Source organism: Microbacterium sp. SA39, assembly GCF_000967865.1.
Classification (GTDB): domain Bacteria; phylum Actinomycetota; class Actinomycetes; order Actinomycetales; family Microbacteriaceae; genus Microbacterium.
On the sequence record NZ_JXRU01000027.1, the window covers coordinates 15,446 to 28,777 of the forward strand.

Genomic DNA, 13,332 nt, shown 5'->3' on the forward strand with positions numbered 1-13,332 from the left:
CACTGACACCCTAGGCGGGCGAACACGGGAGCTCGGGTATCCCAGGCGGGTTTCACCGGAATTCTGGCCTGCTCCGGGGTCGGCACTCCTCCTGCAAGCCGACTGATGCGCGACATGTTCTCCACCGAGGGCGTGCGAACGGGGCCTGGGAGCGATCGCCTCCGGTCAGTATGGGGGCATGACCTTCCGCTACGACTTCGCACCGACGCCGTTCGGCGACGCCCTCGCGGTGTTCTCCGACGAGGGCATCGTGCGCTTCGATCTCTCCGAATCCGAGGACCCCTCTGTTCCCTGGCTCCTCGAGGGCGCCGCACGCCAGCTGCGTGCGGTTCCCGAACCAGACCCCGGCGCGGCCGATGAGCTCGCTCATCTGCTCGCCGCTTATTTCGAGGGCGAGCCCGTCCGCTTCGACGAGCACCTCCGCCTCGATTGGCGGGTCGTCGAAGGCTTCCCCCGAGTCGCCTTGCAGACGATCTGCCGCATCGAATGGGGAGAGACGCTCAGCTATGGCGAGGTGGCCGTGCTCGCAGGTCACCCCGGCGCGGCTCGCGCCGTGGGCACCGCCTGCCGTCTGACACCGTTCTCGATCATCGTCCCCGTGCATCGCGTCGTGCGCTCCGACGGCTCCGTGGGGCAATACGGAGCGCATCCCGATCGAAAGCGCTTCCTCCTCGACCTCGAGTCGACTGATCGGTCGATCCGCTGATTCGCCCCCTGAGACGACGTGGACCCGGCGAGTAGGCCGCCGGGTCCACGTGCTCGGATGATGCGGTCAGTGCTCGGTAGCCTTTTCCGCCCCGAAGCCGGTGAGCGAGCGCACCTCCATCTCGGCCGCCAACTGCGGGGACTCCTTCCGGCTGCTCGTGATCGTCCCCAGCCACCCGAGCAGGAACCCGAGCGGGATCGAGACGATGCCCGGGTTGTTGAGCGGCCAGATCGCGATGTCGATACCCGGGATCATCGACGTCGGAGTTCCCGAGAACACCGGAGACAAAACGATCAACAGGATCGCCGACCCGAGGCCCCCGTACATGCTCCACACCGCACCTCGGGTCGAGAAACGTCGCCAGAAGAGCGAGTACAGGATCGTCGGCAGGTTCGCGGATGCCGCGACGGCGAAGGCCAGCGCGACGAGGAAGGCGATGTTCTGACCCTGTGCCCCGATCCCGCCGATGATCGCGAGGATGCCGATCACGATCACCGTGCGCCGGGCGACACGCACCTCGGCGTTCGGATCAGCCTCGACGGGGTTGCCCTCGGCATCCTTCTTCCCCTTCTGGATCACGTTCGCGTAGATGTCGTGCGCGAACGAGGCGGCCGCCGTGATCGTCAGTCCGGCCACCACCGCGAGGATCGTGGCGAACGCCACCGCGGAGATGAAGCCGAGGAGCACCGGCCCGCCGAGTTCGAGTGCGAGCAGAGGTGCCGCCGAGTTCACGCCGCCAGGCGCCGCGGCGATGACGTCGGCTCCGACCAGCGCACCGGCACCGTAGCCGAGCACGAGCGTGAGCAGGTAGAAACCGCCGATCAGCCAGATCGCCCAGACGACGGAACGCCGAGCCTCCTTCGCAGTGGGCACGGTGTAGAACCGCATGAGCACGTGCGGCAGCCCCGCCGTTCCCAGCACGAGCGCCATGCCGAGGGAGAGGAAGTCCCACGGATTCGCTCCGTACTGCAGGCCCGGAGCCAAGATCGCGTCGCCCTTGTCGGAGTTCGCCACCGCCGCTTCGAGGAGCGTGTTCAGGTTGAATCCGTTGATGGCGAGCACCCAGATCGTCATCGCGAGGGCGCCCCCGATCAGCAGGAAAGCCTTCACGATCTGCACCCAGGTCGTGCCCTTCATCCCGCCGATCAGCACGTACACGATCATCAGCAGGCCGACCACGGCGATCACGATCGACTGACCGAGCCTGCCGTCGATGCCGAGCAGGAGGGACACCAGGCCGCCCGCGCCCGCCATCTGAGCGAGCAGGTAGAAGAAGCACACGGCCAGGGTGGTGATCGCCGCCGCCATCCGCACCGGGCGTTGCTTGAGCCGGAACGAGAGCACATCGGCCATCGTGTACTTACCCGTGTTGCGCATCAGCTCCGCCACGAGGAGCAGTGCCACGAGCCAGGCCACCAGGAAGCCGATGGAGTAGAGGAAGCCGTCGTAGCCGTTGATCGCGATCGCTCCGCAGATGCCGAGGAAGGATGCCGCGGACAGATAGTCGCCCGCGATCGCGAACCCGTTCTGGGGTCCGGTGAACGAACGGCCGGCGGCGTAGTAGTCAGCGGCCGTCTTGTTGTTGCGACTGGCGCGGATGACGATGAACAATGTCACCGCCACGAATGCGAGGAAGATCGAGATGTTGAGGATCGGATTGCTCTCGACGGCGACCGTCTCGGTCGCGAACGGGACGATGTTCATGCCTGACCCTGCGCCTTCTCGAGCTCTTCGCGGATCTCCGTGGCGAGCGGATCGATCTTCCTGTTCGCGAACGACACATACGCCATGGTGATGGCGAACGTCGTGACGAACTGCCCGAGGCCGAGCAGCAATCCGACCGTTATATCGCCCCACACCCTCTGGGCCATGAAGTCGGTCGCGAATGCCGCGAGCAACACGTAGGCGAAATACCAGATGAGGAAGAACGCGGCGAGAGGGAAGATGAATGACCTCTGCGTTCTCTTCAATCTTCGGAATCTCGGTGATTCCTCGATCGCGATGTAGTCGATCGTGCTGTTCGAACCCGCGGGGATCTGGTCGCTCATGGGGCCTCCTTGCCACATGTCCGGTGCACGCGCGACGGGGTCGCGCGAGTGATAGGGTCGACGCTACGAAACGGGGAACGGTGCCGTCACCCCCGAAAGTAGGTAGTCGTGAGTTCATCGGTCGCCCTCGAGTCCGAGGACGAACTCGTAGCCAACGCGGTGCGCGAGCTCGCCCGGCGCACGCGCTTCCCCGTCGCCTTCGGCGGCCTCATCGCCGAGGGCGTCGTCAGTGTCACGAGCATCGTCGGAAATCGCACCAGAGCACTCGACGGCCTCCGCGTCCGCCCCGAGCGAGGACTCGGAGGGCGGGCCATGATGGAACTCCGCCCTCGGATGACGAGCGATTACGGCTCCTCTCGGCAGATCACCCACGACTATGACGTGTTCGTGCTGGGAGAGGGCCTGCGGACCCTCCTGGCGCTGCCCATCGTGGTACAGGGGCGACCGCGCGGAGTCCTCTACGCCGGTGCCTGGGACGAGGAGCAGGTGGGCGGCGTGACGACGGCCCCGGCGATGCAGGTCGCGCAGTCGGTGGCCGACGAGCTGCGCATCCGAGACGAGGTCGAGCGACGGCTTCGCTCTTCGACCCCTGGGGCGGACGCCGTACCGGCACCGCAGCGCGAGGAGCTGCGTGAGAGCTTCGCCGAACTGCGCAGCATCGCCGCGGACATCGACGATGCCGCACTGCGGGCCCGGATCGCTCAGGTCGAGCGCCGCCTCGTCGGTCTCGCCGGCGACGCTGTCCCCGCGGCGACCGGACCCGTGCCCACCATTCACCTGTCACCGCGCGAGACGGACGTGCTCGCGTGCGCTGCTCTCGGGTCCACCAACGCGGAGATCGCCGCGCAACTGGGGCTCCGCGAGGGCACGGTCAAGGCGTACCTCGGCACCGCGATGTCCAAGCTGGATGCCTCCACACGTCATTCCGCCGTCACCCGCGCCCGCCGGGCGGGCCTGCTGCCCTGAGTGCCCAGGCCGTGCCCAGCGGCATCGACTACCATCGGAGGCGGTCGGCGAACTCCGACCCCGGACGAGGTAGACCAGTACCCGGTGAGCGAAAAGACTGGTCCGGAAGGACCGATCATGTCGTGGATCGTGCTCATCATCTCCGGAGTCCTCGAAGCCATCTGGGCCACGGCGCTCGGAAAGTCCGAAGGGCTCACCAAGCTCTGGCCGAGTGTGATCTTCTTCGTCGGTCTTGGGCTGTCGATGTTCGGCCTTGCCTTCGCGATGCGCGATATCGCCACGGGAACGGCTTATGCGGTCTGGGTCGGGATCGGGGCATCTCTCACAGTCATCTGGGCCATGATCACCGGTGACACCGAGGTGTCATGGCTGCGAATCCTGCTGCTGATGGGCCTGGTCGGATGCATCGTCGGCCTCAAACTCATCGACACGGGACACGAATAGACGACATGTTCCGCATTTCTTCTTGCCCACGATATGCGCCGAGGGTAATGTCCGTCCCATGGCTAGAAGAATTGTTCATCAACTCGTAGACGATATCGATGGCAGCGTGCTGGAGGTCGGCGAGGGAGAGACTGTGCATTTCTCTCTCAACGGCACGTCGTATGAGATCGATCTGAATGCGGCGCACGTGGACGAATTGCGGCAGGCGTTCGAGCCCTACATCGCGGCGGGGCGCCGTGCCGGGTCGTCGACCTCTTCCCGTTCGTCGGGCTCGGCACGCTCGTCCGCTCAGCGGAAGCGCCCGGCGCGGAACCCCGAGGTCGCGTCCATCCGCACGTGGGCGAACGAGAACGGCTATTCGCTCTCGGAGCGCGGCCGCATTCCCGGCCCCGTGGTCGAGGCGTACAACGCCGCACATTGACCGGCGGCAGCGGGCTGGGGCGTTCCTTCACAGGAGCGCTCTAGTCCACTGTCTTCTTCAACCAGGGCTCGTCTCGAAGCGTGATCTCCTGCGTCATGTCGGCGAGGAAGCGGATCACGAGGTCTCGCTCCTCCCGATTCAGACGGGCCGCGGCATAGAACCGCTTGGCCTGTTGACGCCCTACCGTCTCCATCGCCGCATGCCGCGTCTCCGGCGTGATCGTGATCGCGAGAGCGCGTCGGTCGGTCGGGTGAGGCGCTCGATGCGTGTGTCCGCCCGCTTCGAGCCGGTCCAGAAGCTTCGTGGTGGCCGCGGTGGAGACGCCCAGATGGTGCGCGATGCCGCTCGGCGTCGCGACCAGGCCTTTGTTCGCACACACGATCAGATAGTGCAGGGCCCGCATGTCGGTCTCGTTGAGCCGCATGTATCGTCGAGACGCTTGAGAGAGCCGCTGCTCGGCGTCGCGGAGCCCGGCGAGCGCCTCCATGACGGCAGCGATCTGGCGGAGGTCCTCGGGCGGCACACCCGACCGGTCGATCAGGGTGCTGCGCGGATCACTCGCTTCGACGTCGTAGATCGCCGCATGACTGAGACCGTCGGGCGTCTCTGCCCGCGGGGTGGTGCCGGCCTCCGTGTCCATGCGATCATGTTACACACGAAGAGTTTCATGCTAATTTGATTACTTACCAAGTTAGCTAAAAGACACGAGCGCGACGAGGAGCTGCCATGGACCATGTGACACTCCTCGCTGAAGACGGAACGGCCATCGGCATCCGTCTCAAGAGCGAGGTGCACACCGGCGACACGCCTCTGCACCTCGCCTTCTCCTGTTACGTGTTCGACATTCGCGGTCGCCTGCTGGTGACCAGGCGAGCCCTCGGCAAACGCACGTGGCCCGGCGTCTGGACGAACAGCTTCTGCGGGCACCCGCGTCCCGACGAGGAGATCACTGCGGCGGTGCGACGCCACGGTGCCGCCGAACTCGGCCTGCAACTCGACGGCCTCCGCCTGGTCCTTCCTGACTATCGCTATCGCGCGATCGACGCGAGCGGCATCGTCGAGAACGAGATCTGCCCCGTTCACGTCGCCGTCGTCGACGGAGATCCCTCGGCAGACCCGGATGAGGTCGCGGAGTGGGCCTGGATCGAGGTCGATGATCTCGTGGATGTGGTCGCGCGAGCCCCGTTCGCCTTCAGCCCGTGGATGAGCGAGCAGATCCCGCTCCTCCGCGCGATCGGCGAGGTCTGATCCATGACGACCACGGCGACCGAAGAGGACCTCGGCATCCGGATCGAAGAAGCGTTGCGACGCCGTTTCTCGGAGCGCAGCTCGGCCGCTGAGCACTACGGAACGGAATTCGTCGCGCTGTGGCAGGCCGCTGCAGAGCACGCACTCGGCGGCAAGCTCATCCGGCCCCGGCTGCTGATCGACCTGCTCCGTTCTCTCACGCCCTCCGGCCTGACCGACACCGAGGTGGAGCGCGCGATCGATGTCGCCGTCCACGTCGAGCTGCTCCATTTCGCCTTCCTGCTGCATGACGACGTGATCGACGGCGACCTGATCCGGCGACGTCGCCCGAACCTGATCGGATCGCTCGTCGAGCGCCGCGTGTCCGAACCCGCCGAGCCCGCGCTGCACTGGGCCCGCTCCAGCGCGATCCTCATGGGCGACCTGCTCCTGGCATCCGCGGTCCTGGGTTTCGCACGGGCAGAGGTGTCGAGCAAGGCACGTGTCCGACTCCTCGCTCTGCTCGAGCAGACGATCTTCGAGACGGTGGCCGGCGAGCACACCGACATCGGTCTGAGCGACGGGATCATCGCGCCCGACCTCCGCACGATCCTCTCGACGAGCGCCTACAAGACCGCCACGTACTCGTTCGTCCTACCGCTCCGAGCGGCGGCCGTGCTCGCGGGCTCGCCCCCAGCCGCCGAGGAGCAGCTCACGGCGATCGGTCGGCACCTCGGGCTCGCGTACCAGCTCCAGGACGACCTGCTGTCGGTCTTCGGCGATCCCGAGGCGCACGGCAAGGACGCCTTCTCCGATCTGCGCGAGGGCAAGGAGACGGCGATCATCGCGTACGCCCGGATGACCGGTCACTGGCCCAGCATCGAACTGCGCTTCGGATCCATGGATCTCAGCACGGCGGAGGCGACCGACATCCGCGACCGACTCCGCGAATGCGGTGCCGAGAAGTTCGTCCGCAGTCTCGTACAGGAGCAGTTCGGGGCTGTGTCGACCGTTCTCGCCGAGGCCGAGGCCGCCGGTACCATCTCTCCCTCCGCTGGTCGGACGATCCTCCGACTCACCTCCCGCATCGAGGGCCGCTCGGTATGAGCGGCACGTCCGCCGGCCGTCAGGAAGACGGCGCTCTCCGTCGCTTCACCCGCACCTCCGAGATCGCCACGACGGGTGTGATCCGCGCGTACTCCACCTCGTTCGGGCTCGCCACCCGCCTGCTCGGCCGTCGTCACCGACAGCACGTGCGCAACATCTACGCCATGGTGCGCATCGCCGACGAGATCGTCGACGGCGTCGCGGCCGAGGCCGGGCTCGATGCGCCCGCTCAGACCGCGGCGCTGGCGTCCTACATCGCCGAGACGCACCGTGCGATGCGCAGCGGCTACAGCAGCGACCTCATCCTGCATGCCTTCGCGCATACGGCACGGGAGTGCGGGATCGGCGAAGATCTGACGCAGCCCTTCTTCGATTCGATGACGGCCGACATCGCTGCCGACGCGGGCTTCGCGGCCTTCGACGCCGATGCCCACGCGAGCTACGTGTACGGATCGGCGGAGGTCGTCGGCCTCATGTGCCTGCAGGTCTTCCTCCGCGAGGCAGATAGAACGGATGCCGAGCGCGAGAACCTCGTGCGCGGCGCACGGCAGCTCGGCGCGGCCTTCCAGAACGTGAACTTCCTCCGGGATCTGGCCGACGACACCGACCGGCTCCAGCGCGGGTACTTGGGCGGCACCGCCCGGCTCACCGACGCGGATCGTGACGCCTGGGTGGCCACCGTGCACGCGCAGCTCGACGACGCCCGGCTGGCGATCCCCCTCCTCCCGAAGGACGCACGCGCGGCCGTGCGCAGCGCCCTCGCACTGTTCGCGGCCCTCACCCGGCGCGTCGAGCAGACGCCTGCCGAGGTGCTCTACCTCCGACGGGTGCGGGTTCCCGATCCGGTCAAGGCCGTGCTGGCGGTTCGTGCGCTCCTCACCACCGCCGTGGAGCGGGAGCGATGAGCCGCGTCGTGGTGATCGGTGCCGGCGTCGGAGGGCTCGCCGTTGCCGGCCTGCTCTCCCGCGACGGGCACGAGGTCGTCGTGCTCGAGAAGAACGATCGGATCGGCGGCCGCGCGGGAACCCTGGAGCGCGACGGGTTCCGGTTCGACTCAGGCCCGTCCTGGTATCTCATGCCGGAGGTGTTCGACCACTTCTTCGCGATGATGGGCACGACCACCGCCGAGCAGCTCGACCTCACGCTCCTCGATCCCGGTTACCGCGTCTTCCGCTCGCCGGACTCCTCGGACGGCGCGGAGCCTGCCGTGACCGTCCCGGCAGGGCGCGCGGCGGTGTCCCGGCTGTTCGAGTCGATGGAACCCGGGTCCGCCCCGGCTCTCGAGGACTATCTCGACTCGGCGCACCAGGCGAGCTCGATGGCGGAGAAGTACTTCCTGTACAACCCGTTCACCCGACTCCGCACCCTCATGGCACCCGAGGTCCTCGGCGCCCTCCCCCGGCTGTTCTCGCTGCTCGGCACACGGCTGCAGGCGTTCGCCGCCCGCCGCTTCACCCACCCGGTGATCCGACAGATCCTCGGTTATCCGGCCGTCTTCCTCGGCACGGACCCGCGCAGCGCGCCGGCGATGTACCACCTGATGAGCGCGCTCGACCTCGACCAGGGGGTGAGCTATCCGCAGGGCGGTTTCTGGCGGGTGATCGAGCGGATCGGTGACCTCGCGCGCGACTCCGGCGTGCGCATCGTCACCGGCGCGGACGTCACCGGCATCCGCACTCGCACGGGACCCGGCGGCCCCGAGACCACCGGCGTCAGCTGGATCGACGCCGACGGGGTCGAGCACGTCGAGACCGCCGACATCGTGGTGTCGGCCGCGGATCTGCACCACACCGAGACGGTCCTGCTCCCCCGCGAGCTGCAGTCGTACCCCGAATCGTGGTGGCAGCGCCGCACGAGCGGTCCCGGCGGCGTGCTCGTGATGCTCGGCATCCGCGGTTCCCTGCCGGAGCTTCCGCACCACTCCCTGTTCTTCACCGACGACTGGGACGAGAATTTCGACGCGATCTTCGGCGACGAGCCGTCGGTCCCCTCCCCCGCATCGACCTATGTGTGCCGTCCGAGCGCGACCGACCCCGACGTCGCGCCGGCAGGGCACGAGAACCTGTTCGTGCTGATCCCGGTCCCGGCCGATGTCAACCTCGGTCACGGCGGCGCCGACGGCACCGGCTCGCCGCAAGTCGAACGCGCCGCCGATGCCGCCATCGACATGATCTCGGACTGGGCGGGCGTCCCCGACCTCCGCGAGCGGATCGTGATTCGCGAGACGACCGGACCGGCCGACTTCCGAGACGACTACAACTCCTGGCATGGCGGGATGCTGGGACCGGCGCACATCCTCAGTCAGAGTGCGATGTTCCGCGCGCAGAACGCCTCTCGCCGAGTGCGCGGTCTCTACTACGCCGGCGGAACGACCGCTCCGGGCGTGGGTGTCCCGATGTGCCTCATCAGCGCCGAGATCGTGCTGAAGCGCGTGCGCGGCGATCACAGTGCGGGGCCGCTGCCCGAGCCAGCTCAGGTGCCTCGCAACGGGGGGACGCCGTGATGGGTGCTGTCTACCTGGGCGCCCTGATCCTGTTCTCCGGGTGCATGCTGCTGCTCGACCGGCGGTTCCGCCTGTTCTTCTGGCGTGACGCCGTCTCCGCCGCCATCGTGACGGTCGTCGGGTTCGCGTTCTTCCTCGCCTGGGATGCGGCCGGCATCGCCGGCGGCATCTTCTTCCGTGGAGAAGCCGCGATCGCGACCGGAATCGTGCTGGCGCCGGAGCTGCCGATCGAGGAGCCCGTCTTCCTGCTGTTCCTGGTGCTGTGCACGATGGTGATCTACACCGGAGCCATCCGGGTGCTCTCCCACCGCCGCGCCCTTCGCACCTCGGGGAAGGACCGGCGATGACCTACCTCCAGCTCGCCGCGTGCTTCCTCGCCGCCGCCGCGCTGGCCGGCATCGCGCTGTCGCTGGTGTCTCGTCGGCGAGGGCCCCGCCCCGCCGCCATCGCCCTGACCGTCGTCGTCCTCTTCATCCTCACAGCCGTCTTCGACACCGTGATGATCGCGACGGGGCTGTTCCGCTATTCGCCCGACCACCTGCTGGGTCTGTACATCGGGCTCGCTCCCGTCGAGGACTTCGCCTACCCGCTCGCGGGGGCACTGCTGCTGCCCGCCGTCTGGGCCGCGCTGCGCGCGCGGAGGCACGCGCGCGAACGCCGGGACGACGCCGTCGAGGAGGCGTCGTGACGGTGGGGCGCGATCTCGCCCAGATCGTGCTGTCGTCCCGCCCGATCAGCTGGATCAACACCGCTTTCCCGTTCGCGGCCGCCTATCTGCTGAGCACCCGCGAGCTCGACCTCACGCTCGTCATCGGCACGCTGTACTTCCTCATCCCGTACAACCTCGCGATGTACGGGATCAACGACGTCTTCGACTACGCGTCCGACCTGGCCAACCCCCGCAAGGGCGGCATGGAGGGTGCCCTGCTCGCGCCCCGCATCCATCGCGCGACGCTGTGGGCTGCGGTCCTGACGAACCTTCCCTTCCTCGCGTACCTGGTGATCGTGGGCAACCCCGCGTCGTGGCTCTGGCTGGCAGTGAGCGTGTTCGCGGTGATCGCCTACTCGGCCCCGGTGCTGCGGTTCAAAGAGCGGCCGTTCCTGGATTCGGTCACCTCGAGCACGCATTTCGTCAGTCCCGCGATCGTCGGTCTGGCCCTCGCCGGGGCAGAGGTCACGTCTGGAACCGCTCTCACACTCGCCGCCTTCTTCCTCTGGGGGATGGCCGCGCACGCGTTCGGCGCGGTGCAGGACATCGGTCCGGATCGCGAAGGTGGGATCTCCTCCATCGCGACCGTCATCGGCGCACGCGCCACCGTGCGGCTGTCGCTCGCTCTCTGGGCGGTCGCCGGGGTGTCGATGCTCCTCACGCCGTGGCCCGGCCCGTTGGCCGCCCTCCTCGCGTTGCCGTATCTGCTCAATGCAGCGCCGTGGTGGACAGTCACCGACGCGACGTCGGGATCGACGAACCGCGCATGGCGGCGTTTCATCGCCCTGAACTACTTCGCCGGTTTCCTCGCGACGATGATCCTCATCCTCGCGTGGGTCTCCTGAACTCTGATCGTCCTTCCGGAAGGAACCCGATGTCCCATCCCGATCGCGCGCCCGCGCCCCCTTCGCGAGAGCGCACCCGTCGACCCTCCTGGGTGCGCGTACTCATCCCGGTGGCACTGATCCTGGTCTGGCTCGTCGGCGCCTCGCTCGGTGGACCGCTGTTCGGCAAGATCGACGAGGTGTCGTCCAACGACCAGACGACCTACCTTCCCGAGTCAGCCGACGCCACGCAGGTGCAGAAGCTGCTCGGCGAGTTCAGCGACAGCGACTCGATCCCGGCTATCGCCGTGTTCACGTCCGAGCAGGAGCTCACCGCGACACAACTCGATGCGATCTCGGATGCCGTCGCCGACGCGCCTTCCATCGAGGGGGTCGGCGATGATGTCTCCCCCGCACTTCCCTCCGAGGACGGGCTCGCCGTGCAGGCGTTCATCCCCATCGAGAGCGACGCCGAACTCGCCGACGCGACCGCCGCCCTCGGCGAGGAGTTGCGCGCAGCGATTCCCGATGACGTTACGGTCTACATCACCGGACCTGCCGGCTTCAGCGCCGACCTCGTCGCGGGTTTCGCCGGCATCGACGGCCTGCTCCTCGGCGTCGCGCTGCTCGCCGTGCTGGTGATCCTCGTCCTCGTATACCGCTCGTTCCTGCTGCCGCTCGTCGTGCTCTCCACGAGCCTCTTCGCACTCTGCGTTGCGCTGCTCGTCGTCTGGTGGCTCGCGAAACTCGAGCTCCTGCTGCTCAGCGGTCAGACCCAGGGCATCCTCTTCATCCTCGTGATCGGCGCGGCCACCGACTACGCCCTGCTGCTCGTCGCGCGATTCCGCGAGGAACTGCGGGTCGTCCAGGACAAGGGCGCAGCCGTCATGGCTGCCTGGAAGGGCTCGTTCGAGCCGATCGTGGCCTCGGGCGGCACCGTGATCGCCGGCCTCCTGTGCCTGCTGCTCAGCGATCTGAAATCGAACAGCACCCTCGGGCCCGTGGCCGCGATCGGCATCGTGTTCGCGATGCTCGCCTCCCTCACCCTGCTTCCGGCTCTGCTCCTGCTGTGCGGTCGCGCGGTCTTCTGGCCGCGGCGCCCGAAGTTCGAGCCGGAGGTCGTGGAGGCCGAGCACGGCATGCGCACGACCGGGCTGTGGGCGCGTCTGGCGAATCTGATCCGACGACGTCCGCGCGTGATCTGGGTGCTGACGACTCTCGTACTCCTCGTGGGAGCCGCCGGGGTGACGCAGCTCGATGCGGTCGGCATCCCGCAGTCCGACCTCGTCCTCGGGGCCTCCGAGGCGCGCGACGGCCAGGCGGCGCTCGGCGAGCACTTCCCCGGGGGCTCTGGCAGTCCGGCATACGTCGTGGTCGCAGAGGACAGCCTGCAGGACGCGGCCGACATCCTCCTCGCCAGCGACGGCATCGAGGGTGTCGCGGTCACCGCCGCGGACTCCCCCTCCGGCACCGCCCCCGTGACGGAAGACGGTCTGACGGCCGTGGGCCCGCCCGGGACGCCCGTCCCCGCGCCGACGACCGTCGACGGTGATGTTCTCCTGCAGGCCACGCTGAAGGATGCCGCGGACTCGGATGCCGCGGCCGCCACGGTGCGCGAACTCCGCACGGAGCTGGACGACCTCGATGCTCTCGTAGGTGGCGTCACGGCGACCTCGATCGACACGAACGACGCGTCGATCCACGACCGGAACCTCATCATCCCCGTCATCCTCGCGGTGATCATGTTCATCCTGATGCTGCTGCTGCGGTCGATCGTCGCGCCGGTGCTGCTGATCCTCACGACCGTGCTGTCGTTCGGCACGGCGATGGGAGTCTCGGCGCTCGTGTTCAACGGGGTCTTCCAGTTCCCCGGTGCTGACCCTGCCGTCCCGCTCTTCGGCTTCGTCTTCCTCGTCGCGCTCGGAATCGACTACAACATCTTCCTGATGACCCGGGTGCGCGAGGAGTCGCGCGCACACGGCACCAGCGAAGGAGTGCTGCGCGGGCTCTCGATCACGGGTGGGGTGATCACCTCCGCCGGACTCGTGCTGGCCGCGACGTTCGCCGCGCTCTCGGTGATTCCGATCCTGTTCCTCGTGCAGCTCGCGTTCATCGTGGCGTTCGGCGTGCTGCTCGACACCTTCGTGGTGCGTTCGCTCCTGGTTCCTGCGCTCGCGTACGACCTCGGGAAGGTCATCTGGTGGCCGTCGAAGCTGTGGCGGCACGGCAGGCACTAGCGCGGGGTGCCGTGCACGGTCGCTTAGACTTGGAGCGCGCCCTCGTAGCTCAGGGGATAGAGCAGCCCTCTCCTAAAGGGCAGGTCGCAGGTTCGAATCCTGTCGCGGGCACGACGTGCGAAGAGGGCCGCCCGAACGGG

General features: G+C 67.7%; 15 protein-coding genes, 1 tRNA gene and 1 riboswitch. Of the genes, 13 read left to right on the plus strand and 3 right to left on the minus strand.

Annotated features, from left to right (window positions below):
* Positions 1–178 precede the first annotated feature (178 nt).
* On the plus strand, positions 179–706 hold the full coding sequence (locus RS85_RS03915) for a methylated-DNA--[protein]-cysteine S-methyltransferase (RefSeq protein ID WP_046012125.1): 528 nt from the start codon (positions 179–181) through the stop codon (positions 704–706).
* A 66-nt stretch (positions 707–772) separates the two neighbouring features.
* Here the strand turns inward: RS85_RS03915 and RS85_RS03920 are convergent, their stop codons facing one another.
* A complete protein-coding gene (locus RS85_RS03920; RefSeq protein ID WP_046012126.1) occupies positions 773–2,410 on the minus strand; it encodes a solute symporter family protein in 1,638 nt (545 codons plus the stop codon).
* Positions 2,407–2,754 (minus strand): DUF485 domain-containing protein, encoded by a 348-nt coding sequence (locus RS85_RS03925; protein WP_046012127.1) that lies wholly within the window; start codon positions 2,752–2,754, stop codon positions 2,407–2,409. Before RS85_RS03925 ends, RS85_RS03920 begins: the two co-directional genes overlap by 4 nt.
* Before the next feature lie 108 nt (positions 2,755–2,862).
* Here RS85_RS03925 and RS85_RS03930 point away from each other — a divergent pair, with 108 nt between their 5' ends.
* The 3 genes from RS85_RS03930 to RS85_RS03940 all read left to right on the plus strand — a co-directional run bounded on the left by RS85_RS03930 (position 2,863) and on the right by RS85_RS03940 (position 4,585).
* Complete coding sequence (locus RS85_RS03930; RefSeq protein ID WP_046012128.1) at positions 2,863–3,720, plus strand: LuxR C-terminal-related transcriptional regulator; 858 nt, start codon at positions 2,863–2,865, stop codon at positions 3,718–3,720.
* Positions 3,721–3,758: 38 nt separating this feature from the next.
* Positions 3,759–3,826: riboswitch (guanidine-III (ykkC-III) riboswitch) on the plus strand.
* Between the two features lie 11 nt (positions 3,827–3,837).
* Positions 3,838–4,164, plus strand: coding sequence for a DMT family transporter (locus tag RS85_RS03935; RefSeq protein ID WP_046012129.1), 327 nt, complete (start codon positions 3,838–3,840; stop codon positions 4,162–4,164).
* A gap of 58 nt (positions 4,165–4,222) precedes the next feature.
* The gene (locus RS85_RS03940; RefSeq protein WP_046012130.1) at positions 4,223–4,585 is read left to right on the plus strand and encodes a histone-like nucleoid-structuring protein Lsr2; all 363 of its coding nucleotides are present in this window, start codon (positions 4,223–4,225) and stop codon (positions 4,583–4,585) included.
* A 40-nt stretch (positions 4,586–4,625) separates the two neighbouring features.
* Here the strand turns inward: RS85_RS03940 and RS85_RS03945 are convergent, their stop codons facing one another.
* The gene (locus RS85_RS03945; RefSeq protein WP_082087482.1) at positions 4,626–5,225 is read right to left on the minus strand and encodes a MarR family winged helix-turn-helix transcriptional regulator; all 600 of its coding nucleotides are present in this window, start codon (positions 5,223–5,225) and stop codon (positions 4,626–4,628) included.
* Between the two features lie 86 nt (positions 5,226–5,311).
* Here RS85_RS03945 and idi point away from each other — a divergent pair, with 86 nt between their 5' ends.
* The 9 genes from idi (at position 5,312) to RS85_RS03990 (ending at position 13,303) form a co-directional block, all read left to right on the plus strand.
* Positions 5,312–5,833 carry an isopentenyl-diphosphate Delta-isomerase gene (gene idi / locus RS85_RS03950; protein WP_046012131.1) on the plus strand — a complete coding sequence of 174 codons (522 nt, stop codon included), beginning with the start codon at positions 5,312–5,314 and terminating at the stop codon, positions 5,831–5,833.
* A 3-nt stretch (positions 5,834–5,836) separates the two neighbouring features.
* Complete coding sequence (locus RS85_RS03955; RefSeq protein ID WP_046012132.1) at positions 5,837–6,919, plus strand: polyprenyl synthetase family protein; 1,083 nt, start codon at positions 5,837–5,839, stop codon at positions 6,917–6,919.
* Positions 6,916–7,824, plus strand: coding sequence for a phytoene/squalene synthase family protein (locus RS85_RS03960; RefSeq protein ID WP_046012133.1), 909 nt, complete (start codon positions 6,916–6,918; stop codon positions 7,822–7,824). The genes RS85_RS03955 and RS85_RS03960 overlap by 4 nt, the downstream gene beginning before the upstream one ends.
* Positions 7,821–9,422: a phytoene desaturase family protein gene (gene crtI / locus RS85_RS03965; RefSeq protein ID WP_046012134.1), complete on the plus strand. Its 1,602-nt coding sequence runs from the start codon at positions 7,821–7,823 to the stop codon at positions 9,420–9,422. Before RS85_RS03960 ends, crtI begins: the two co-directional genes overlap by 4 nt.
* The gene (locus tag RS85_RS03970) at positions 9,422–9,769 is read left to right on the plus strand and encodes a lycopene cyclase domain-containing protein (protein ID WP_046012135.1); all 348 of its coding nucleotides are present in this window, start codon (positions 9,422–9,424) and stop codon (positions 9,767–9,769) included. Before crtI ends, RS85_RS03970 begins: the two co-directional genes overlap by 1 nt.
* Entirely contained in the window at positions 9,766–10,110 is a 345-nt protein-coding gene (locus tag RS85_RS03975; protein WP_046012136.1) for a lycopene cyclase domain-containing protein, read from the plus strand. The genes RS85_RS03970 and RS85_RS03975 overlap by 4 nt, the downstream gene beginning before the upstream one ends.
* A complete protein-coding gene (locus tag RS85_RS03980; protein WP_046012137.1) occupies positions 10,107–10,976 on the plus strand; it encodes a prenyltransferase in 870 nt (289 codons plus the stop codon). The genes RS85_RS03975 and RS85_RS03980 overlap by 4 nt, the downstream gene beginning before the upstream one ends.
* Before the next feature lie 29 nt (positions 10,977–11,005).
* Entirely contained in the window at positions 11,006–13,192 is a 2,187-nt protein-coding gene (locus RS85_RS03985) for an MMPL family transporter (protein WP_046012138.1), read from the plus strand.
* 38 nt (positions 13,193–13,230) lie between these two features.
* Positions 13,231–13,303: transfer RNA gene (locus tag RS85_RS03990), tRNA-Arg, on the plus strand.
* The last annotated feature ends 29 nt before the right edge of the window (positions 13,304–13,332 follow it).

Coding starts and splice junctions, on each gene's coding strand:
- RS85_RS03940 (WP_046012130.1), top strand. CDS start 4,223: ATGGCTAGAAGAATTGTTCATCAACTCGTAGACGATATCGATGGCAGC.
- RS85_RS03955 (WP_046012132.1), top strand. CDS start 5,837: ATGACGACCACGGCGACCGAAGAGGACCTCGGCATCCGGATCGAAGAA.
- RS85_RS03920 (WP_046012126.1), bottom strand. CDS start 2,410: ATGAACATCGTCCCGTTCGCGACCGAGACGGTCGCCGTCGAGAGCAAT.
- RS85_RS03970 (WP_046012135.1), top strand. CDS start 9,422: ATGGGTGCTGTCTACCTGGGCGCCCTGATCCTGTTCTCCGGGTGCATG.
- crtI (WP_046012134.1), top strand. CDS start 7,821: ATGAGCCGCGTCGTGGTGATCGGTGCCGGCGTCGGAGGGCTCGCCGTT.
- RS85_RS03935 (WP_046012129.1), top strand. CDS start 3,838: ATGTCGTGGATCGTGCTCATCATCTCCGGAGTCCTCGAAGCCATCTGG.
- RS85_RS03915 (WP_046012125.1), top strand. CDS start 179: ATGACCTTCCGCTACGACTTCGCACCGACGCCGTTCGGCGACGCCCTC.
- RS85_RS03960 (WP_046012133.1), top strand. CDS start 6,916: ATGAGCGGCACGTCCGCCGGCCGTCAGGAAGACGGCGCTCTCCGTCGC.
- RS85_RS03985 (WP_046012138.1), top strand. CDS start 11,006: ATGTCCCATCCCGATCGCGCGCCCGCGCCCCCTTCGCGAGAGCGCACC.
- RS85_RS03925 (WP_046012127.1), bottom strand. CDS start 2,754: ATGAGCGACCAGATCCCCGCGGGTTCGAACAGCACGATCGACTACATC.
- RS85_RS03945 (WP_082087482.1), bottom strand. CDS start 5,225: ATGGACACGGAGGCCGGCACCACCCCGCGGGCAGAGACGCCCGACGGT.
- RS85_RS03975 (WP_046012136.1), top strand. CDS start 9,766: ATGACCTACCTCCAGCTCGCCGCGTGCTTCCTCGCCGCCGCCGCGCTG.
- idi (WP_046012131.1), top strand. CDS start 5,312: ATGGACCATGTGACACTCCTCGCTGAAGACGGAACGGCCATCGGCATC.